Origin of the sequence: Pedobacter boryungensis, assembly GCF_013204825.1 — a bacterium.
GTDB lineage: Bacteria > Bacteroidota > Bacteroidia > Sphingobacteriales > Sphingobacteriaceae > Pedobacter > Pedobacter boryungensis.
In genome coordinates this window covers 145,671-168,550 of the sequence record NZ_JABMKV010000003.1, presented here as the reverse complement: position 1 = coordinate 168,550, position 22,880 = coordinate 145,671, and the positions used below count along the sequence as shown (strand labels likewise).

Genomic DNA, 22,880 nt, shown 5'->3' with positions numbered 1-22,880 from the left:
TTTGATTTCCGTTGTCATAGCATTGTAATTGTCAATTGATATGAAAAAAAATATTCACAATTTTTATATATGCTGTATAGCATTTGTTTGTGCTCTAGTCCTTTCTTCATTTGTAAGAACTTCGCAACAAAAGGAACAGATTTTTTTACCTTATAAAAAAGCTGGCTTAACAGAGCAACAAGCAGCAGCACATTTACTAAGTCGCTTTACCTATGGAGCAAAAGAAGGCGATATAGAATTAGTGACAAAAATGGGCTTAGAGAAATGGTTAAAGCAACAACTAGAGGGAAATTTAGAAGACACTGCCTTAAACCGAATGCTAGATAAGTTTGATGCCATCAATTTAACCAACACTGAAGTTGAAAATGTTTTTCCTCGAAATGCTCAAGTAGTGAGATTTGCAGTAAGAGACGGATACATTCATAAAGACTCGGTAAACAAAGCTAATGGTAAAGAATACAGAGCAACGTTAGCTAATTATATGAAAGAAAAGGGCATTAAGCCTCAACAAGAATTATATAGACAGTTCATCAACCAAAAAATACTAAGAGCTACTTATACCAATAATCAATTAAAAGAATTAATGACCGATTTTTGGTTCAACCATTTTAATGTGGCGCTAAGTAAAAACCAATGCGCATCTTATATTCCAGCTTACGAACGCGATGTAATACGTCCTAATGTTTTTGGAGATTTTGAAAACTTACTATTAAGCACAGCTAAATCTCCAGCTATGCTAATGTATCTTGATAACTTCAGTAGTACAGGTACTAATATCCCTGTAAATGAATATGGAGAAGATATGATGATGACCGGGCAACAAAAGCGTAAAGGTAAGTTTGCAGCACAAGTTGCTAAAGCTAAAATTCCTCAAATCAAAAATAAAAAATCAGGCTTAAACGAAAATTATGCCCGAGAAGTAATGGAATTACATACGCTTGGTGTTGATGGTGGTTATACACAAAGTGATGTTACTCAAGCTGCCAGAATATTAACTGGTTGGACTATTGCGCCAATGGGCGATAATGGTTATGGTGCACCAATGAAAAAGATAATGGAGAGTGCAGGAGACGATAAGCTTAAAAAACGTGGCTTTGTACATGATGGAGATTTCCTATTTGTAATGAACCGTCATGATAATGGAGAAAAAACAGTTTTAGGACAAAAATTTCCTGCCGGTGGAGGTTATGAGGAAGGTGTAGCATTGTTAGAAATGTTAGCCCATCATACCTCAACTGCCAAGTTCATTTCTAAAAAAATTGCTACTCGTTTTGTAAGTGATAACCCACCACAAAGCTTAATAGATAAAATGGCAAAAACATTTTTAAGTAGTAATGGAAATATTAAAAGCGTACTCATTACCATGGTTAGTGCACCAGAGTTTTGGTCGCCAAATGCATTAAGAGAAAAAACAAAATCACCATTTGAATTTGCAATCAGTGCAGTGAGAAGTTTAGATGCTAAAATAACTCAGCCATATCAATTATATACATGGATTAACAAAATGGGTCAGCAAATGTATTATTATCAAGCCCCAACTGGTTTCCCAGATAGAGGCCAATATTGGATAAATACTGGGTCATTACTAAATCGAATGAATTTTGGTTTGGCATTAGCTTCACAGCGTATTCCTGGGGTTACCTTTAATTTAGCGGCGATGAATAATAATCATGAGCCAGAAAGTGCAGAAGCAGCATTATTAATTTATAGCAAAAAGATAATGCCAGAACGAAAACTAGATGAAACGATAGCTAGGTTAAAACCGATGTTAAATGATCCAAATTTAGAAGGTAATGTTGCAAAGGCTGCCTCACAAACCGCACCACCTCAGCAACAGAATACCATGGCAAATGAAGATGCTAATATAATGGAGCAAAGCGCTGATAAAGCAAAATTAAAAGGCAAAAAAGCTTTATTGAATAGTACACCAAATCAAAAGGCAGGTACCAATACAATGTTAGCTCAAGTTGTAGGAGTAATTATCGGATCACCAGAATTTCAACGTAAATAAATTATCATGACTTCAAGAAGAGGATTTATTAAAGCAGGGGGCTTAGCCTTATTTGGAATAAGCTTAGGCGGTATACCAGGATTTTTAGCAGATGCCGTTGCGGGAACTGTAGCACCAGGTTTATTTAAAAAGAAAAAAATAATGGTTTGCATCTTTCAAAGAGGTGCAATGGATGGCTTAATGGCTGTAACTCCTTTTACCGATCAATATTTAAAGGCAGTTAGACCAAACCTCTTCATGTCTGCAGCGCAAGGTGGTAAAGAAAAATCATTAATTGATTTAGACGGTAGATTTGGCTTACACCCATCAATGAGTGCTTTCGAACCCATGTTTCGCGAAAAGCGCATGGCCATTGTACACGGTATTGGTTCGCCCAATAATACAAGATCTCACTTTGATGCTCAAGATTTTATGGAGTCTGGAACACCATTTAATAAAGGGACAGCAAGTGGATGGTTAAATCGTGCAGTTGGTTTGTTGGGGCATGAAGCAGCAACTCCGCTACAGGCAGTAAGTTTAACTTCATCTTTACCAAGATCATTTTATGGTGATAACCCAGCGGTAGCAATTAGCAATTTAGCAGATTTCAATATTCAATTAAGAGGTAATCAGGCAGGTGCAAATATGGCATCTAAAAGTTTTGAAGATTTGTACGATCAAACTTCTTCTAGCTTATTAAAAAATACAGGTAAAGAAAGTTTCGATGCAATTAAGTTATTGCAAAAAACAAATGTTAAAGATTATAAACCAGAATACAATGCTGTTTATCCAACTTCTGCATTGGGCAACTCTTTAAAACAAATTGCCCAATTAATTAAAATGGATGTAGGTATGGAAGTTGCTTTTGCTGAATCTGGTGGATGGGATACGCACTTTAATCAAGGTACAGACACAGGGATTTTTGCTCGTAATGTAAATGATTTAAGCAATAGTATAATGGCTTTTTGGACAGATATGGGTAAATACCAAGATGAAGTTACGGTAATGACAATGACTGAATTTGGTCGTACCGTTGCTCAAAATGGAACTGGTGGAACAGATCATGGTCGTGGTTCATGTAATTTTATTCTAGGAAATAGTGTGAACGGAGGAATGGTTCATGGCTTAATGAATCCATTAGCTAAAGAAAACCTAGAAGATGGTAGAGACTTAGCGGTAACTACTGATTTTAGGGCTGTATTTAGCGAAGTAGCAGATAAACATTTAGGTATTCACAACGACAAAGTACTCTTCCCAGATTGGTCTGGAAAGCAGATTGGTGTAATGAAAGGCGTTTAATCCCCTCCCAAACTCCCCCTTCGGGAGAGGTTAATTATTCGTTAAAAATGGCTCGTGAAACACGAGCCATTCTTGTTTACTTGTCATTGCGAGGTGCGAAGCAATCCTAAAGCGAAAGTTTTTACTTTTCTAGAGCCTTAAGATTGCTTCCTGCCTTGCAATACAAACTTAAACTATTCCAGATTTTTGGAAGGTCGTCATTCCCGTGAAAACGGGAAATTTAATACGGTAAAAGGCTACCAAATTTACTTTGCTATAGCACTACGATATCGCCAAAATAACCCTTTCCGTAAGGCTTCAACAAAACTGATGGCAATTTTTAATGCTTTTGACTAATTTTGACAAGTTTTGGAAAAATTTAAAAGAGCCTCGTAAAATCCAAATATGCCTTCACATAGATGAAAATGCAGTTTTCCCTAATTTATCAGTAGCAATAATACCAATTGTATGTGATACAATGGTCAATGTACCGCATACAATTGGCTTTGTACCGCATACAATGACGTATGTTTAGGATACAATGGTCAATGTATCTCATACAATGATTAATGTACCGCATACAATTGGCTTTGTACCACATACAATGGCTTATGTATCGCATACAATTGACTTTGTGTCACATACAATGCCATAATTTTCTCATTAACTTATTAATCTGATAAAAATAATAGTTGCTTTATAAGGGAAATTGAGAAACTGTTTAAATTTCTGTTGGAAAAAATACTTGTGGGTCGTCGAAGACGACCAAGTGCTTATCGTCATTTCGACCGTAGCGCAGTGAGCGGAGAAATCTTTGGAAATAACAGTGCCGTTTTTTTTTAAACAGGGTTCTCATTTAAACTATCCTGTAACTTATTTGATGATTGTTGCTTAAAACTGTAGCAATTCTTATCTTTCAATCTGGAAATAAACTAACAAAACTTATAAGAATGAAAACTACCCAAAAATCCCGATTGCTATTATTTGCGGCAACGATGTTAAGCAGTAGCTTTGCTTTTGCACAAACAAAAGATGCATTTGTTGCAAATGTTACCAAAGAAGCAACTGAAAACTCACAATTAGAAAAATTAGCTCACGAACTCTTTGATGTTGTTGGTCCGAGATTAGTTGGAACACCACAAATGAAACAGGCAGGGGATTGGGCTGTAAAAAAATATAGTGATTGGGGAATTTCTGCGAAAACTGAGAAATGGGGAGAATGGCGTGGTTGGGAAAGAGGTATTACTCACATTGATTTAACAAGTCCAAGATTAAGAACCTTAGAAGGTACTCAATTGGCATGGAGCCCATCAACCGTAAAAGGAAAGCCAATTAATGCCGAAGCAATTGTATTGCCATTAGTAACAGATTCTATGGCTTTTGTTAATTGGTTGCCAAAGGTAAAGGGTAAATTGGTATTAATTTCTCAAGCTCAAATTTCGGGCAGACCAGATAAAAACTTTGAAGATTTCTCTACTAAAGATGGTTTAGCAAAGTTTAAAAAAGATAAAGAAGAGGCAGCAAAAGCTTGGAGAGATAGATTAGCTAAAACTGGCTTAAATGCTAAGAATTTAGCTTTAGCCATAGAGAAAGCAGGTGCTGCGGGAATTATTATTAATAACTGGAGTGCAGGTTGGGGCGTAGATAAAGTTTTTGGGGCAAATACTACTAAAATTCCTACTGTAGATTTATCTGTAGAGGATTATGGTTTAGTTTACCGTTTAGCAGAAAGTGGTAATAAACCAATGCTTAGAATAGAATCTGAATCTAAAGAATTAGGTGTAGTACCTACGTTTAATACCATTGCAGAAATAAAAGGTACCGAAAAACCAAATGAATATGTAATGCTTTCTGCTCACTTCGATTCTTGGGATGCTTCTAGTGGGGCAACAGATAATGGAACTGGAACGATTATGATGATGGAAGCCATGCGCTTATTGAAAAAATTCTATCCAAATCCTAAAAGAACAATTTTAGTTGGACACTGGAGTAGCGAGGAGCAAGGCTTAAATGGTTCAAGAGCTTTCGTAGAAGATCACCCAGAGGTTGTAAATAACTTACAAGCATTATTTAATCAAGATAATGGAACTGGAAGGGTAGTAAGTATTTCTGGTCAAGGTTTTGCCAAAGCAAAAGACTTTTTACCAAGATGGTTAGCTGCAGTTCCTGATACCATTAAAAATCAAATCAAAACAAGTTTCCCAGGTTCACCAAGTGGTGGTGGTTCAGATAATGCATCTTTTGTTGCAGCTGGTGCATTGGGAATTTCTTTAGGCGCTTTACCATGGGATTATTTCAGTTATACATGGCACACCAATCGTGATACTTATGATAAAGTTGTATTTGACGAAGTGAGAAGTAATGCAATCTTAGCAGCAATCTTAGTTTACATGGCTTGCGAAGATCCAGAAAAAACATCAACAGAGAAAGCTCCTATGCCAGTTAACCAACGTACTGGTCAGCCAGGTGTTTGGCCAGCTCCAGTTAAAGCTAACCGTAAAGGTGGATTAAACTAATAGTTGTATATATTTTTTGTCATTCTTGGGGGAGAGGAATCTAGTTTAGATTAAGCTAGGTTTCTCCTTCTTAGAATGACAATTTGTTTTAACAGTATCCTCATTATAAAAGTGCTATGCTTAAAAAAATCACACTCCTCTTTTCATTAGTTTTAATGTCCGTTCAGCTTTGTTTAGCTCAAAATAATGCTGAAGTAAAAAATCAGCTGCCAAAACCTTTAAGAGAATTTAGAGCAGCTTGGATTGCCACAGTAGCAAATATCAATTGGCCAAGCAAACCAGGTTTAACTACTACCGAACAACAAAAGGAAGCTATTGTATTGCTAGATTTATTGAAAAGCTTAAATTTCAATGCGGCCATTTTACAAATCAGACCCCAAGCCGATGCATTGTACAAAAGCGATTTAGAACCATGGTCGTATTTTTTGACAGGTAAACAAGGAAAAGCACCAGAACCATATTATGATCCTTTACAGTTTTGGGTAGAAGCAGCACATGACCGTGGATTAGAACTACATGTATGGTTAAATCCTTACCGTGCCCATCATCTATCTGGTGGAGAAGAAAGTGCAGCTTCAGTTGTAAAATCGAAACCAGAATTGGTAGTGAAATTGAAAGATGGCCAATACTGGATGGATCCTTCTAAGAAAGAAGTGCAAGACCATTCGGCAGCTGTTGTAAAAGATATTGTGAAACGTTATGATATAGATGGGGTTCATATTGACGATTATTTTTATCCATATGAGTCTTATAATGGAGGCGCAGATTTTCCAGACCAGCAAAGTTGGGATGCCTACCAAAAAGCGGGTGGAAAATTATCAAGAGGCGATTGGAGAAGACAAAGTGTAAATACTTTTATAAAACGAATTTATAAAGAGATTAAGGCAGAGAAGAAGTATGTGAAATTTGGTATTAGCCCTTTTGGTATTTGGCGACCAGGCTTTCCTGAAGGTGTAGAAGGATTAGATCAATATGATAAATTATATGCTGATGCAAAGTTATGGTTAAATAAAGGTTGGTTAGATTATTTTAGTCCGCAATTGTATTGGACAGTAAATGCGCAAAAGTTAAGTTTCCCAGTATTATTAGGTTGGTGGCAATCTGAAAATACAAAAGGTAGACACTTGTGGCCAGGTATGAATATTGGTTTAGGTGGCGATGATAAAAATGTGGATGAAGTTGTTAATCAGATCATGATAAGCAGAGGAATGTTGCCGACAAGTAAAGGAGCGTTGCATTGGAGCATTGATGGTTTGGTAAAACATGAAAAACTAAGAAAAGGTTTAATAGACGGTCCTTATCAAAAAGAAGCTATAGTGCCTGCTAGTAAATGGTTAGATAAAAAAGCACCTAAAATGCCTATTGCAAGTAGTTCTCAAAAAGATACAATGGTGCAAATTAAATGGGATCATCCTGAAAAAGATGACGTGTTTAAATGGGTTGTTTATTATAAATATGGGGGAAAATGGAATTATCGTATTATGACCCGAAATGATAATAGCCTAGACGTATCCGCTTCAATTCGTAAAACTGCTACTAGCAATGAAAAGCTTACCGCATTTGGTGTAACTGCTATAGATAGATCTGGAAATGAAAGTGAATTTCACGAATATACCATTGGGCAAAAGCTTTAAATTTAATAAGTAATTATTTTGCATATTATTGGGTTGCTCAATCGTCATTGCGAGGTACGAAGCAATCTTACAACGTGAGAAAGATAGATAGTCTATTGCTTTAAGATTGCTTCGTACCTCGCAATGACGGCAATTTTAATAAGTGAATAGTTAATATAATAAGGCAGGTATATAATGAAAAAACATTCGAAAGATCAAATAGAAGCTACAGCTAATTCAATCATGCAGCATTTTATTCCAAAAGATGCAGCTGAGCAAAAGCTCAGTTTTCATTTTACAATACCGCCATCTTCTAATTATAAAGTGAGCTATGAAAAGGATGCCAAAGGGAATTGGAACTTTGTAGCTTATGAGATAGATGAGGGGAATTAGCCCCTGTTTTATCTGTGCGTCATTCCCGCGAAGGCGGGAATCTTAAAGCTTATTACCCGCATTACGATACCCAATCGAGTTGGGTATGACGGACTTTTTGCAGTTCATCCGATTACGCTCAGGATGACGCTTTTCGTCATTGCGAGGTACGAAGCAATCTTAAAGCTATAGTTTTATTTTCTAACGTTGTAGGATTACTTCGTCTATGCGTCATTCCCGCGAAAGCGGGAACCTTAAAGCTTATTACCCGCATTACGATACCCAATCGCGTTGGGTATGACGGACTTTTGCAGTTCATCCGATTACGCTCAGAATGACATCTTTCGTCATTGCGAGGTACGAAGCAATCTTAAAGCTATATTTATATTTTCTCACGTTGTAAGATTGCTTCGTGCCTCGCAATGACGTGTGTTTTAGAGAATTTGATGGTCTTTGCCAGCGTAGTAAAGTAACTCCTAATTGGTTTTACGACACCAGTTAATGTACGACTTCGTTATTTTACCTATGCGTCATTCCCGCGAATGCGGGAATCTTAAAGCTATTGCCAGCACTACGATATCCAATCAAGTTGGGTATGACGAAGCTTGTGGCAGCTGCAAAATCTAAGCAGTAATTCCTTCTTTTTTTAGGATATACTCAAAAATTCCTTCAATAGGCTTTTGTAATACTTTCCCAACTTTGATTGCGTTTTCTGCAAAAACAGCCCTTAATTCATCTTGATAATAAAAAGCAATAGAGCCTACAAAATTACACTCCAAGGTTTTATATGCTTTGTAATCTTTAACGTTGGTGTCTATAAATTCTTGAAAGCCATCTCTTAGTATTTGCTGAATAAAAGGATGCGATTTATGATCTGCCATAAATTTACTAAAAGCCGCTAAATACGAATTAGGAAATGGCTTTTGATAAATATTAGTAATAACAGTTTCTTTATCCACGTCGTAAGCCTTTGCAAAAGCTTTACTTAATTCTGCAGGCATTTTTTTATACAGATAAGAAACTAATACTTTTCTGCCAAAATAAGTTCCAGAGCCTTCATCACCTAACACATAGCCTAAGCCATGTTTTCCGTCATGTACATTTTTACCATCGTAATAGGAGATATTAGAACCAGTACCCAAAATGCATGTTAATCCTTTTTTATCGCCACATGTTGCATAAGCAGAACCAATCAGATCGTGGTCTACACTTATAAATGCTTTTGGAAAAAAAGTTGAAAGTCCGTTAGAAATGATTTCATGTTTATCAGGAGAAGAACAGCCCGCACCAAAAAAATATACCTCCTTTATCATATTTGCATATGCAGAAATATCTTTATTTTTTGAAAGGATTTTAACTACATCCTGTGCATTCGCAAAATATGGGTTTATTCCCTGGGTGCTAAACTTAATGGTATGGTCCGGACTGTAAGCCATCCAGTCTGTTTTGGATGAACCGCTATCTGCAACTAAAATCATGTGCTAAAAATAACAATCTTATTGAATATTTAGGGTTCCGCTAAGCTCTTTTAGTGCAATTTCTGCCAATTTAGCTTGATATTGTATTTCTAAATATCTGCTATTCGCATCTAATGCATTTCTTTGAGCTTCCCTAAGTTCTAAAGGAGCAATACTTCCTAAACGATATTTTTCTAAGGTAATATCTAAATTTTGTCTAGCGATATCAACGTTTCCACGCTCTAACTTAACTAACTCTAAATAAGTGTTGTAATTCTGATAGGCAGAAGTTAACTGAGTAATAATATCTTGTTTAGTTTTAGTTAATGTTAATTCTGATGAACTAATTTCAATCTTGGCATTGCGCTCGTTTTGGCGTTGCAAAAAGCCATTAAATATATTTATACTAGCCGTTAATCCGTAAGTTAAGCCATTAGCTCTAAGACTAGTATTAAAGCCAGTAGGGGTAGTACTACGATTAAATTCATATCCACTATTTAAGCTCACTTGTGGATATCTGCCAGCTTTAACTTGCTTTAAATTAAGCTCAGCAATTTTTTTATTGATAAAGGCGTTTTGCAAATCTGGATTTAATTGTTCAGTTTGACTAACTAATTCCGTATAATTTAAACTTCTATCAATGTCGATTTGATCGTTAACCGAAAATCTGATATTTACATCTCTGGCTAATAATTGATTTAAAGTTACCATGTAGGTAACCAAAAGATTTTTTTGCTGTAAATAAGTTGAAGTATCTGTATTGTAATCGACCTTTGCAGAAAGCACATCTAATTTAGAACCACGACCAAGTTCTAGCTTATTATTGGCAATCTTTAAGCGTAAATTAGAAACATCCATTGCGCTATCTGATGCTACCACTAATTGTTGCTGTTTGGCTAAATTATAATAACCTGTAATTACACTAGAAATAGTGGTTAACAATTGTGCTTTTAGATTGATTTGCCCTTGTTGTTCTAATGCCTTTAAACGATCGTAATTAGCGAACATTCTAAAGCCATCAAAAATTGTCCAATCTAAACCAACACCATAAGACATGTTTGTGCTACGAGCGCCATCTGTTTTTCTTTGCGTACCGCTAGATTGAGTTTGAACTGTGTTTTGTCTACTGCCGCCAGTACTAAAACTACCAACAGCAACTGGCAGTATGCCCGCATTTCCTAAGTTCACATTGTTTTTAGCAATGGCAACATCATTATTTACCAGTTTAATATCGTAGTTGTTTTGCAAGGCAATGGTAATCGCATCTTGAAGGCTCAACTTTTCTTGCGCAAACAACTGTTGATTAGCGCTCGCAATCCATATGGCAATAAAAAATATAAAGTGCTTCATCTTCATCTAGTTGTTTAATTTTTTTGCAGCAGCTTCATCAGCCAATGCAGAATTTAATGAATCTGTTAAATCTTTATTCTCTTTATGTTCTTTAGACCAATATGAGTAAATAGCTGGAATTACAAATAAGGTTAAAACTAAGGAGAACAAAGTTCCGCCTACAATTACAATACCCATACTCATTCGGCTTTTTGCTGCGGCACCCAAAGCCATAGCAATAGGTAAAGCACCAATAGCGATGGCCAAACTTGTCATTAAAATTGGTCTTAGCCTCGAAACAGCTCCTTCTCTAATGGCATCATGTACAGATTTTCCCTGCTCTTTTAACTGATTAGCAAATTCTACAATTAAAATACCATTCTTAGTTACCAAACCGATTAACATAATAGTACCAATCTGGCTAAAGATGTTCCAGCTTTGGCCACATAACCAAAGGGATAAAAATGCACCTGCAACTGCCATTGGTACAGTTAAAATAATAATGATTGGATCTTTAAAACTCTCAAACTGTGCCGAAAGAATTAAATAAACCAATACCAATGCTAATCCAAAAGCGAACATGGTATTTGATGAACTTTCTTGAAAATCTCTCGATTCTCCACTCAAGTCAGTAGTAAACGTATCATCTAATACCTTTGCCGCAATCTCATCCATGGCTTTAATTCCATCTCCAATGCTTTTTCCTGGTGCTAAACCAGCAGATACCGTTGCTGATATTAAACGGTTATTTCTGTATAATTGTGGTGGACTACTTTCTTCTTTTGCAGTCACTAAATTATCTAATTGGATCAATTGCCCTTTATCATTTCTTACATATACAGAACTTAAGTCCAAAGGATCTTTACGATCACTAATATCAAACTGTCCAATTACTTGATATTGTTTTCCATTCATAAAGAAATAAGAAAAACGCTGACCGCTTAATCCTAATTGAAGTGTTTGTGCAATGTCTACAATAGAAACGCCTAAGTTTTTAGCTTTTGCTCTATCGATAGTTAAATTAATTTCTGGTTTATTGAATTTCAAGTTAACATCAGAAGTAGAGAAAGTGGGGTCTTTCGCAACCTCATCCATAAACAAAGGCACTTTTTCACGTAACTTCTCAAAATTTTGAGCCTGTAAAATATAACTGATTGGTAAACCTCCACGTCGGCCTACAGAAATTGTAGGCTGTTGATTTACGGTTACTTTACCTTCAGGATATTTTTTAGTGATTTTAGTTAGTTTTTCTGCAATTTCTTTCTGACTACGTGTTCTTTCTGAAGGATCAACTAATCCCATTCTCATAAAACCAGAGTTGGTAGAACCTGCACCGCCAAAACCAGGAGAAGTGATGGTAATATTCACTTTTTTCTCTGGAATGGAATCCATTACCATTTGGTTTAGCTTAGAAATAAAATTATCAGTATAAGCAAATGAAGAACCTTCTGGTGTAGATACGTTTACATTGATAGCACTTCTATCATCGTAAGGAGCTGTTTCTTTAGGAAGTAAATTCCAGAATAATACAATTAAACCTGTACACACTACAATGATTGGAATGGCTAACCATCTTCTTGTTAAAAATGCATCCAAATTCGATTTATAACTCTCATTCAGTTTTACAAAATACGGTTCAGTGAAATTGTAAAATTTAGAAGGCTTATGCCCACCTTTTTTCATAAGGTAAGCGTTTAACATTGGCGTTAATGTTAAGGATACAAACGCCGAAATTAATACCGCGGCACCAATTACCACACCAAATTCCCTAAACAGTCGCCCCACAAAACCTTGTAAAAAAATTACAGGTAAAAATACCGCAGCCAATGTTATCGAAATGGAGATAACTGCAAAGAAGATCTCATTAGAACCTTTAATTGCAGCTTCAATGGGCGAGTAGCCTTCTTCTATCTTTTTAAAGATATTTTCTGTTACTACAATACCATCATCTACCACCAAACCTGTAGCTAATACAATAGCGAGTAAACTCAGTACATTTATCGAATACCCAAAAATGTACATGATAAAGAAGGTAGCTATCAATGATACTGGAATATCAATTAAAGGCCTAAAAGCAATTGCCCAATCTCTAAAGAATAGGTAAATAATTAAAATTACAAGAACTAACGATATTAAAATAGTTTCGGCAACCTCAGTAACAGATTTTTTAATAAAAATAGTACTGTCTTGCGATACGTTTAATTTAATATCGCTTGGCATATCTGCCTTTAATTTATCGTAACGTTTGTAAAACTCTTTACTAATATCTAAATAGTTTGCACCAGGCTGTGGGATTATCGCTACAGCAACCATCGGTTTGCCCGATTCGCGAAGTACAGTTTCTTCGTTCTCAGAACCTAATTCTACCAAAGCAATATCTTGTAGCTTAACTACATTATTGCTATCACTTTTAATAATTAGGTTATTAAATTCTTCGGCAGTAGTTAATTTACCTAAAGTTTTTACAGTAAGCTCGGTTGTTGCGCCAGTTAATTTTCCCGAAGGTAATTCTACATTTTCTTTATCAAGTGCAGCTACAATATCTTGCGAGGTTAAACCATACGAAGCCAGTCGATTTGGATCTATACGAACACGCATAGCATATTTACGTTGCCCCTGAATTTGCACACTACTTACACCTGGAATTGTTTGAATTCTATCAGCAATTACATTTTCGGCAAAATCACTTAAATCTGTTACACTTCTCTTATCACTTTGTATAGTCATAGAGAGAATGTTGTCAGAATTTGCATCAGCTTTGCTTACTACAGGTAAACCGTCTATATCTTTTGGTAAACTACGTGCAGCTTGAGAAACTTTATCACGTACATCATTTGCAGCTTCTTCAATGTTTTTACCTAAATCAAATTCTATAGTAATATTACTTGTTCCCTGATTACTTGATGAAGATATATTTCTAATTCCATCAATAGAGTTGATTGATTTTTCTAAAGGCTCAGTAATTTGAGATTCGATAATATCTGAATTGGCACCAGGATAAGAGGTACGCACCGACACAACTGTTGGATCAATAGATGGATACTCTCTAACTCCTAAAAAGTTGTATCCAATTACCCCAAATAAGAGAATTATGAGGTTCATTACAATAGCAAGAACCGGTCGCTTTATACTTGTGGTTGATATACTCATTTTTTATTCTTGTTCATTAGTATCAATGGTTGATTAGTTCATTAGTATTAATTGTTCATTGGTTAAGGGCGCTCAGCCTAATGATACCAATGAACTAATGAACAGTGTCTTTCTTTTTACTGCCAGCTACTTTTACTTTAACGGCAGCATCTGGTTTTAAACTCATAGAGCCAGTAGTCAGCACCGTGTCGCCAATGTTTAAACCACTAGTAATTACAATGTTTTCTGCAGTTCGTGTGCCAGCTTCTACTTTAACCTGTTTTGCCTTTCCATCTTTACTGATGTACACCATCTTTCCATTTAAAACTGGAATTATAGCTTGTGTTGGAATAAGAATAGCATTATTTTGAGTACTCAAAGCCAATTTAACCTTTGCGAATGAACCTGGTAAAAGTTCATTATTTGGGTTTGGCGCTAAGGCTTTAATTTGTAAAGTACGAGTCTGTTGATTGATGCCAGGTTCTATTGCAAATACTTTTCCAGAGAAACTTTTTCCAGAGCCATCTGTAGTAAACGAAATTGGTGAGTTTAATTTAATTTGACCAATATATTTTTCTGGCACTGAAAAGTTAATCTTAACAGGATTTGTGCTTAATAAATTGGCAATTACAGTAGATGGTGTTAAATACTCGCCAACAGAAATAGAACGCAAACCTACTTTTCCACTAAATGGAGCTACAATGGTAGTTTTAGCTAATTGAGCTCTTACAATTTGGGCTTGCGCTTTTAAAGATCTTAAATTGGCAAGTGCAATGTCATACTCTTCCTGGCTGATAGCGCCTTTTTGTAATAACTGTTTAGCTCTGTTTTCGCTTGTGGCAGATAAATTTTGCTTGGTTAACGCATCTTGTAACTGTGCTTGAATATCTTTATCGTTAATTTTTAGTAGGACAGCACCTTTACTTACATTGCTACCTTCTTTAAAATAAATGCCAGTCACCAAACCAGAAACCTCACTGCGTAAAACAACAGATTCGTTGGCTTCAATGCTTCCAGTAATTTCTAAATCATTAGTAAAAGAGCTGGTTTTAACAACAATACCATCAACAGATAAAGAAGGTCCACCTCCGCCTTTGGCGTCTTTAGCGCCTTTGCCACCTTTAGGGCCGCCAGCGCCTTCAATTTTTTTATTTTCAGAAATTCTATAGTAAACCAAGTAAGCTAACCCTAAAAGAATGAGGGTATAAATGATATATCTAATCTTCATATGTGTTTTATGATTTTGATAACGCACAAAAATATTTATTTGTTTCCTTTATCGTTAGATGTACTAAGTATGTTACAGCATATTTGGTGATTATGCTTCTTAAAAAAGTCAGAAATTATAAATTTGCAGTAAAAGATCTCAACTATGTTTATAAAAAAATCAATTTTCGGATTAATTGTATTCCTATCCATAACTATGGCGGCAAAATCACAAGTTAAAACAGCCTTTCAGGTAAGCTTTAAAGAACCACAAGCACATTATGCTGAGGTAGAGATGAACATGACTGGCTTAGCTGCTAAAAACTATGTAGATGTAAAAATGCCCGTATGGACACCAGGTTCTTATTTAGTAAGAGAATTTGCAAAAAGTGTTGAAGGTTTTGGTGCCTCAGTTGGTGGTAAAACTGTGAAAACAGAAAAGGTAAATAAAAATACGTGGAGAGTTTACAATGCTAAAGCTAATGGTGTAAAAATTAACTACCGTGTTTATGCTTTCGAAATCTCTGTTCGTACTGCATTTATAGATGCTTCTCATGCTTTCTTATCGTCGGCAAGTATTTTTATGTATCCTGCTGGGATGATTAAAACACCAAGTACCGTAAAAATTATTCCGTTTAATGGATGGGATAAAGTAAGCACAGGCTTGGAGCCAGTAGCTGGACAAAAATTCACTTATAGTGCACCAGATTTTGACATCTTATTTGATAGTCCGATAGAAGTTGGTAACCAAGATGTGTTTGAATTTAACGCTGCTGGGGTTAAACATGAAGTAGCTATGTATGGTGGCGGTAACTACGATAAAGAACGTTTGAAAGTAGATATGGCTAAAATAGTTGAGCAAGAAACAGCTGTTTTTGGCGAAAACCCTAACAAACATTATACGTTCATTGTACATAATTATGCACAAGGTGGGGGCGGTTTAGAGCATTTAAACTCTACTGTTTTAGGTGCAAGTAGAAACGGATATGGTAGTGAAAGAGGATATTCAGGGTTTTTAGGACTTGTTGCACATGAATATTTCCATTTATGGAATGTGAAAAGATTACGTCCTATTGCGTTAGGTCCATTTGATTATGATAATGAAAACTACACCACAAATTTATGGATAGCTGAAGGTTTCACCTCATATTATCCAAACAAGGTAATGTTAAGAGCAGGTTTAATTAATCAAGAAGGGTTTATAAATGCAAACTTAGGTGGTATTGGTACTGTAATGAATATACCTGGATCTAAAGTTAACTCGGCTGCAGAATCTAGTTTTGATGCATGGATTAATCCAGCATATCGTCCATCTGAAAATGGAAATAACACCTTTATCTCTTACTATTCAAAAGGACAAGTAATAGGTAATTTAATGGACTTAGAAATTATCAATGCTACTAAAGGTGCTAAAAGTTTAGACGATGTGATGAAAGCAATGTATTTACAATGCAAAGTTTTAAAACGTGGTTATACTGATGCTGAGTTTAAAGCAATGGTAGAGAAAGTGAGTGGCATAAGCTTTACTGATTTCTGGAATAAATATGTTACTGGAACTGTAGATGTGGAATTTGCTAAGTATTTTGCCTATGCAGGTATTGATGTAGTGAATGAAAATGAAGGCAAAAGCGTACCTTATTTAGGTGCTAATGCTGGAAGAAGTTCAATGGGATCGGGTAAAATTATTGTTGGTAGCGTAGCTCGTGGATCTGGTGCTTGGAATGGTGGTTTAAATGTAAACGACGAAGTTGTTACGGTTGATGGTGCTCCTGCTGAGATGAGTTTAGAAAGAATGAGCCAAATTACAAGCAAAAAAGTTGGAGATGTAGTTAAGATTAGCATTGTAAGAGACGGACTTAAAAAGGATTTAGATATTACTTTGACAGCAAATCCGGCAGTAAGATTAAAAGCTACCGTTAAAGAAGATGCAACTCCATTGCAATTAGCTGTTCGAAAAAAATGGATGGGCGTTAATTAACACCTGTTAGATTAATATTTATAAAAAAGCCTTTCTATTGGCATTATGTCTAGTCTAATCGTCATTGCGAGGTACGAAGCAATCTTACGACAACAGAAAGTTTATAACCTATCGCTTTAAGATTGCTTCGTGCCTCGCAATGACGACATGTTAAACAAAAAAATCCCGTTAGGCAAACCTAACGGGATTTTTTTATGTTGTTAAATTCTTATTTAAAAATGTATCTAAAGCCGATTTGAAATCTTGCGGCATTAAAATCATTTCCACCATCAAAAAATTGCCAAGCTGGTCTCCAATCTAAAGATACACCAAGTGGAGCGCCGTTAATTTTATAATCTAAACCAGCATTAGGTCTAATTAAGAAATTAGTATTATTGCTTCCAATCGCAACTCCAGGTCCAACACCTAAATCCCATCTTAATCCTGGAGCGCCAGAAATATCACCATGGTATAAATATAGTGCCTGAATAAAGGTTACATGGTTTGCAAATAAAACATCACCTTCAATTGCTCCGTTAGCATTAAAAAAATGTTTAATGTGAGGTCCAACAAGTGTAGATCCATCACCAAAGTCTACAGCTAAACCAGCAGCAGTTTTGTAGTCTTGAGCTTTCGCATTAGATAAACCTAGGGTAAAAAGTGCAGCGCCCGCAATAAAAGTAAAAAGTATCTTTTTCATAATTCAAAAGGTTAAGTATTTAAATAGTTTTCATCTACATATCAAGATTTGTGCCGTTTGTACTTAATTAATGAAGTTTTTGAATTATTAAATGAAAGAAAACTATTTACAATGCTGTAATGATGGTTAATAATGCTCTATTGTTTGTGAAAAATTAATGGTATAGATCAATTGAACAAAATAAAGGTCAAAAATTATTTAGCAGATAAATTTATATTAGTGAAACTTGCTTAAAGCTTGATGTATTTCAGCAAATAATAATCCGCTTCCACCACCATAATGTTTAACGATTGGGATGTTTGGTTTGCTTTTAGCTAAATGTTCTTTTAATTGTAGCTCTTGTCCTTCTTCAATTCCCGCACCAATAAGTACTACGCTAAAATTCTTTTGTAAACAAATATCTATTGCATCTGCAAACGATAAGGCAATAGTTGCTTGCCATATTTTATCTCTATCAATTAATCTGGCAATGGTTTCCATAATAGGTTTATGGGTGCCTACAACTAGAATTTGAATAATTTGCATTTCTTTTTAATTAAGGTGATGATAAATCCTTTTTCGTCATTCCCAACTCGATTGGGAATGACGCCCAGATTGATATTAATTCTAATAAACCAATGAACTAATGACTGATGAACTAATCAAATTAAAACTCCATTGGAACTTCCATCAACAGGAACTCAGCATCAGCTACTGCTTTTATTTCCACAGAATTTGTATCCCAAATACCCATACCGTCTCTAGTATCTAAAACATCCCCATTTACTTCTACTTTACCTTTCAATACAAAAACATATAAACCATTACCTTCTTTATGGAATGAATATGTTTTAGTGTTATTAGCTGTAAAATTGGCCAAATTGAACCAAGCATCTTGATAAATCCATACGCCTGCATCATCTTTACTTGGTGATAAAACCTGTACAAATTCATTTTGTTTATCAGCATGGTTTAATACAATCTGATCGTAACGAGGTGTTACATTTCTTTTATTAGGGAACAACCAAATCTGTAAAAATTTAGCAGGTTTTGTAGCATCAGCATTGTATTCAGAATGATAAATTCCTGTTCCGGCACTCATTACCTGAATTTCTCCAGCTTTAATGGTTGCTTCATTTCCCATACTATCTTTATGTTGTAACTCTCCTTCCAATGGGATAGAAATAATCTCCATGTTATCATGTGGGTGTTCTCCAAAACCCATTCCACCCGTTACAATATCATCGTTCAAAACTCTTAGTGCACCAAAATTAATTCGCTCTGGGTTGTAATATCCAGCGAAGCTGAAACTTTGATAACTTTTTAACCAACCATGATCTGCTACACCTCTGGTGTTAGCTTTGTGTATTACTGTCTGTGCCATATCTGTATGATTTAATACTACAAAGATAAGCTTGCGAGTAGATCTGCTTATTGATGTAGGGTAAGAAATCTCTAAACCATATATAGGTATTAAGATAGTAAAGTAAAATAAACCAATAGATACCTACACATAGATAGCGAACCTATGTTTTTCTATGTGTCTATGTGGTAATTAGAAATTAAGAAAGTCGATAAAATGTAAACAGTAGATTAAAAGTTAAAACTGCAAATTGAAAAAGCTAACTTAGTGAAATGGTGAACCGAGCAACATACCAAGCCGCTAAATTAGTGGCGTCGAAAATAGAATTACATTTTGCAAAACATTTGGCAGAAGCTAATGCTAAGGGCGAACAAGATTTAGCGCCACAACCACCAGCAAGAGTAATTGAAGCGATATTAGATGCTGCTTTTTGGTCTAGCTTGCGAAAAGAAGAAGGACATTCTCCTAAGATATCTATTGCTTTTTTGCCGCCAGAGCAAGCTGGAAAACCTTTACTTTTTAGTCAGAAATTACCATTAAACCCAAATGTGTTAACCAAATTAGCACCAGGTGTTGAGCGTGGTGGTATTCATATTGGGGTATGGCATGATGGATATAAACTACATATTTGGGGTACTACCTTAAATATTCCAAATTATTGCTTTGTGGTAGATGTTTCAGAACCAGCACTATTGGTTATTAAACATCGTAGAATTTATGGTTTTGGTAAATACACAAACGTAGCTGTATTGAAAGGCGATCAAATTAAAATTGTAGAAGATAAAAGTGCAAACGGTCCAGACTGCCCCTCTATATTATTATCCTTATTAGACTTAACAGCACACTCGTATTGGAATGATTCTGCAAATATTTTAATTCAATTAGCAGTTTCTATGCGAGCGCATGGGAGAGGTGGTGCTTTGTTAGTTGTTCCTCAAGATACAAAAGATTGGGAATGCTCTGTAATACAGCCTATTAGTTATGCTTTGACTCCATCATTTAATGGTTTGGCAGATTTGGTACATAAAGATAGACCCGATGCGAGTGAAATATTTTGGCAAAGTGCATTAAAAAGAGAAGTAGATCATTTAGCAGGATTAACTGCCATAGATGGAGTAACAATTATTACAGATGAATATCAGTTACTCGCGTTTGGTGCTAAAACTGGCCGCTCAAATAGCAGTGCACATATTCAAGAATTATCTTTTTCTGAACCAATTTCTGGTGGTGAGGCCGTAGTTGTTCATCCCGCAAAGATTGGAGGAACTAGACATCTTTCTGCTGCTCAATTTGTGTTTGATCAAAAAAATGCACAAGCTTTGGTAGCATCTCAAGATGGACACTTTACTGTTTACAACTGGTCGCCAACTCTAAATATGGTGCAGGCACATAGAATTGACACGTTACTACTATAATTCTTAAAATTATGAGAAAATAACAGCTGCAGTAATAGCAACTAAATAAGAAATAACAATAGCTATACGATCAGCGTTAACTCTGTCTTTTAGTGTTAAAGGACTAACTACTTTTACTATTTTATGTCTAGCATAAAGAATGGTTGGAAGTGGTAATTTGATAATCATAGGATGATGTTTTGATAGGTTATTTATTTTATTACAAAACTTAAGCCAATGATTACTAAGTTGTTGAATTATTTTAAAATCTAGCCATACAGTCTTTATTTGCACTTTTTCAAGATGGGTTTTTCCCTTGTTTAGCTCTGTTGTGTTCTTTCTTAAACAGTTTGTATCATACACTGTTCTTTTTTCTATATACAATTTAATCCTATCTTCTTTTTGCATATGTGTTGAAAAAATAGGCATGATTTATCGCTAAGTTTTATTGGAATCCTTAAGGTTTTAAATAAAGTGTAAGTTTTTTTTATTATAATTAAAAATTATTTAACTGATTGTCAGTGCTTTAATTGTTTTATTAAATTATTTATAGTACTATGTATTGCATATTACTATTCTAAACATATATCTTTGTTATATGATAGCAGAAAATACGCAAACACAAATGCGAAAAGGCATAATTGAATATTGTGTGCTTTTAATTATATCGAGAGGAGAAATTTACGCTTCAGATATTATCGCGGAATTAAAGCAGGCCAAACTACTCGTAGTTGAAGGAACATTGTATCCATTACTAACCCGCTTAAAGAACAACGGATTATTGAGTTATAATTGGGTTGAGTCTACATCTGGTCCACCACGTAAATATTACGTGCTTACCGAAGATGGTAAACAGATTTTAAAACAATTAGACACTACATGGGAAGAATTGGCTTATGCTATTACAACTTCTCAGCATGGTGCTACTAAACCAAAAGACGCTCAAAATTAAACACCTTAAACATGAAAAAGACACTTATTATAAATATTGGTAATTCTATCATTCACATAGAAGAGGATGCCTACGAAATATTAACGACTTACCTAAACGAGATTAAACAACATTTTGCAAAAAATGCTGATGACTTTGAAATCGTAACAGATATTGAAAACCGAATTGCTGAAATGTTTTCGGAGATTTTGCAAGCTGGTCAAAAACAAGTAATTGAACTAGCTGATGTTCAAAGTGTAATTGCACAAATGGGTCGCGTTCAAGATTTCCAAACAGAAGATGAGGAAGAATCTCCAAAAGCATCTGCTTATACACAGTTTGCTGGTAATAAAAAGCTATATCGCGATACAGATGAAGGTGTAATTGCTGGTGTTTGCGCAGGTTTAGGTCATTATTTAAATATCGAAGCACGTTGGGTTAGATTGATTGCTTTCTTGTCTATCTTTTTAGGAGGGTCTGGAATATTAGCGTATTTCATTTTATGGTTTGCAATGCCAAGAGCGGTTTCTAGATCAGAAAAAATGTCGATGAAAGGTGAGGCAACTAATTTATATGGTTACCAAAGAAGTTTTGATGAAGAGCTTGCGGCTTTTAAAGAAAACATGAAATCGGCTAATGCGCATCTTGGCCCAATGGTTAAGCGTTCAGGAAACTTTATTACTGAAATGATAGAGGTTTTAGGCAGATTTTTAAATGGTACTGGTAAAGTAATTATGAGAATTATTGCAGGTTCATTTATTGTTTGCGGTTTTGGACTCATGATTTGCTTAATTATCTGTTTAGCTGCTTTTCTAGGCTTCTGGGATTCGAATGCTTATGATTATTTTCCGTTATCTATCATAAACCAAGGCTTTAGAAGTGAAATTGTGTTAGGCGCTTTTGTTACATTATTTATTCCTGTTTTAGCATTAGTTTTATTTGCAGTTAGGGTTGCCTTTAATAGAATGGCAATTAATAAAACCGTTTCTTTTGCTTTATTAATCATCTGGTTACTTGGTGTTTCATCAACAGTTTATTATGTAGCTAAAATTTCATCAGAGTTTCAAGAACATGCAGAATTGGTGCAAACAATAGAATTGAAAACCTATCCAACTTATGTAGTTGATGTAGATAAAAGCATGGTGTTAAGTAAAGATGATAGCGTAGCTTACCGAATTAGTGAAATGGATTTTGGAAAGCGCATTATTGTTGATGATTCTGATGATCATCCTTTTAGAGTTCCACGTAATGTACGTATAGAAATTGTAAAGAGTGATAATGGTAAAACTACTATGGTGCAAACTTACGAATCACAAGGGAAGACATTTCAAATCGCTTTACAAAATGCTCAAAATATCAACTATAAATACACGCAAACAGATTCATTGTTAACACTTAGTCCAAGATTAGAATTAAAAAGAGAAAGCATTTGGAGAAACCAAGAGGTACGTATTACATTAAAAGTACCAGTAGGTACACATTTATTATTAAACGATAATATTTATAACTACCTGCAATTCTATTACTATTCTTGCAATATAGATGATCAAAAAGATAGCGAATACAGAGAATGGGTTATGACTGAAGAAGGTTTGAAATGTAAAAGTGAATTAGATCAACCAAAGGAAGAAATTAATCCTTAATAAAATTTTATCATTTAGGGCAA

General features: G+C 35.1%; 17 protein-coding genes. 9 read left to right on the top strand and 8 right to left on the bottom strand.

The genetic code is table 11. The features are described 5' to 3' along the window. Positions 1 to 40 precede the first annotated feature (40 nt). The 5 genes from HQN85_RS12860 (at position 41) to HQN85_RS12840 (ending at position 7,790) form a co-directional block, all read left to right on the top strand. The gene (locus tag HQN85_RS12860) at positions 41 to 2,011 is read left to right on the top strand and encodes a DUF1800 domain-containing protein (RefSeq protein ID WP_173272868.1); all 1,971 of its coding nucleotides are present in this window, start codon (positions 41 to 43) and stop codon (positions 2,009 to 2,011) included. Positions 2,012 to 2,017: 6 nt separating this feature from the next. Further along, on the top strand, positions 2,018 to 3,289 hold the full coding sequence (locus tag HQN85_RS12855) for a DUF1501 domain-containing protein (protein WP_173272866.1): 1,272 nt from the start codon (positions 2,018 to 2,020) through the stop codon (positions 3,287 to 3,289). Between the two features lie 929 nt (positions 3,290 to 4,218). Beyond that, positions 4,219 to 5,784: a M20/M25/M40 family metallo-hydrolase gene (locus tag HQN85_RS12850; protein WP_173272864.1), complete on the top strand. Its 1,566-nt coding sequence runs from the start codon at positions 4,219 to 4,221 to the stop codon at positions 5,782 to 5,784. 116 nt (positions 5,785 to 5,900) lie between these two features. Next, positions 5,901 to 7,418: a glycoside hydrolase family 10 protein gene (locus HQN85_RS12845; RefSeq protein WP_173272862.1), complete on the top strand. Its 1,518-nt coding sequence runs from the start codon at positions 5,901 to 5,903 to the stop codon at positions 7,416 to 7,418. Between the two features lie 174 nt (positions 7,419 to 7,592). Further along, complete coding sequence (locus HQN85_RS12840) at positions 7,593 to 7,790, top strand: hypothetical protein (RefSeq protein ID WP_173272860.1); 198 nt, start codon at positions 7,593 to 7,595, stop codon at positions 7,788 to 7,790. Between the two features lie 602 nt (positions 7,791 to 8,392). Here HQN85_RS12840 and HQN85_RS12835 read toward each other — a convergent pair. From HQN85_RS12835 to HQN85_RS12820, 4 genes are all read right to left on the bottom strand, one after another. Continuing rightward, on the bottom strand, positions 8,393 to 9,247 hold the full coding sequence (locus HQN85_RS12835) for an N-acetylglucosamine kinase (protein ID WP_246249788.1): 855 nt from the start codon (positions 9,245 to 9,247) through the stop codon (positions 8,393 to 8,395). Between the two features lie 18 nt (positions 9,248 to 9,265). Beyond that, complete coding sequence (locus tag HQN85_RS12830) at positions 9,266 to 10,576, bottom strand: TolC family protein (protein WP_246249783.1); 1,311 nt, start codon at positions 10,574 to 10,576, stop codon at positions 9,266 to 9,268. 6 nt (positions 10,577 to 10,582) lie between these two features. Continuing rightward, a complete protein-coding gene (locus HQN85_RS12825; protein ID WP_173272856.1) occupies positions 10,583 to 13,705 on the bottom strand; it encodes an efflux RND transporter permease subunit in 3,123 nt (1,040 codons plus the stop codon). A gap of 94 nt (positions 13,706 to 13,799) precedes the next feature. Next, positions 13,800 to 14,912, bottom strand: a complete 1,113-nt coding sequence (locus tag HQN85_RS12820; protein ID WP_173272854.1) for an efflux RND transporter periplasmic adaptor subunit — start codon at positions 14,910 to 14,912, stop codon at positions 13,800 to 13,802. A 144-nt stretch (positions 14,913 to 15,056) separates the two neighbouring features. On the opposite strand from HQN85_RS12820, the gene HQN85_RS12815 reads away from it, so the two are divergent. Continuing rightward, a complete protein-coding gene (locus HQN85_RS12815) occupies positions 15,057 to 16,868 on the top strand; it encodes a M61 family metallopeptidase (protein WP_173272852.1) in 1,812 nt (603 codons plus the stop codon). A 208-nt stretch (positions 16,869 to 17,076) separates the two neighbouring features. On the opposite strand, the gene HQN85_RS12810 is transcribed toward HQN85_RS12815, so the two are convergent. From HQN85_RS12810 to HQN85_RS12800, 3 genes are all read right to left on the bottom strand, one after another. Continuing rightward, complete coding sequence (locus tag HQN85_RS12810) at positions 17,077 to 17,547, bottom strand: hypothetical protein (RefSeq protein WP_173272850.1); 471 nt, start codon at positions 17,545 to 17,547, stop codon at positions 17,077 to 17,079. 216 nt (positions 17,548 to 17,763) lie between these two features. Beyond that, on the bottom strand, positions 17,764 to 18,072 hold the full coding sequence (locus HQN85_RS12805; RefSeq protein ID WP_173272848.1) for a hypothetical protein: 309 nt from the start codon (positions 18,070 to 18,072) through the stop codon (positions 17,764 to 17,766). Between the two features lie 121 nt (positions 18,073 to 18,193). Further along, positions 18,194 to 18,910 (bottom strand): pirin family protein, encoded by a 717-nt coding sequence (locus tag HQN85_RS12800; RefSeq protein ID WP_173272846.1) that lies wholly within the window; start codon positions 18,908 to 18,910, stop codon positions 18,194 to 18,196. Positions 18,911 to 19,161: 251 nt separating this feature from the next. On the opposite strand from HQN85_RS12800, the gene HQN85_RS12795 reads away from it, so the two are divergent. Continuing rightward, positions 19,162 to 20,304 carry a putative sensor domain DACNV-containing protein gene (locus tag HQN85_RS12795; protein ID WP_173272844.1) on the top strand — a complete coding sequence of 381 codons (1,143 nt, stop codon included), beginning with the start codon at positions 19,162 to 19,164 and terminating at the stop codon, positions 20,302 to 20,304. Positions 20,305 to 20,313: 9 nt separating this feature from the next. Here the strand turns inward: HQN85_RS12795 and HQN85_RS12790 are convergent, their stop codons facing one another. Beyond that, on the bottom strand, positions 20,314 to 20,691 hold the full coding sequence (locus tag HQN85_RS12790) for a hypothetical protein (RefSeq protein WP_216847284.1): 378 nt from the start codon (positions 20,689 to 20,691) through the stop codon (positions 20,314 to 20,316). 190 nt (positions 20,692 to 20,881) lie between these two features. Between HQN85_RS12790 and HQN85_RS12785 the strand changes: the two genes are divergently transcribed. Continuing rightward, on the top strand, positions 20,882 to 21,235 hold the full coding sequence (locus HQN85_RS12785) for a PadR family transcriptional regulator (protein ID WP_173272840.1): 354 nt from the start codon (positions 20,882 to 20,884) through the stop codon (positions 21,233 to 21,235). 11 nt (positions 21,236 to 21,246) lie between these two features. Further along, entirely contained in the window at positions 21,247 to 22,857 is a 1,611-nt protein-coding gene (locus HQN85_RS12780; RefSeq protein WP_173272838.1) for a PspC domain-containing protein, read from the top strand. Positions 22,858 to 22,880 lie beyond the last annotated feature (23 nt).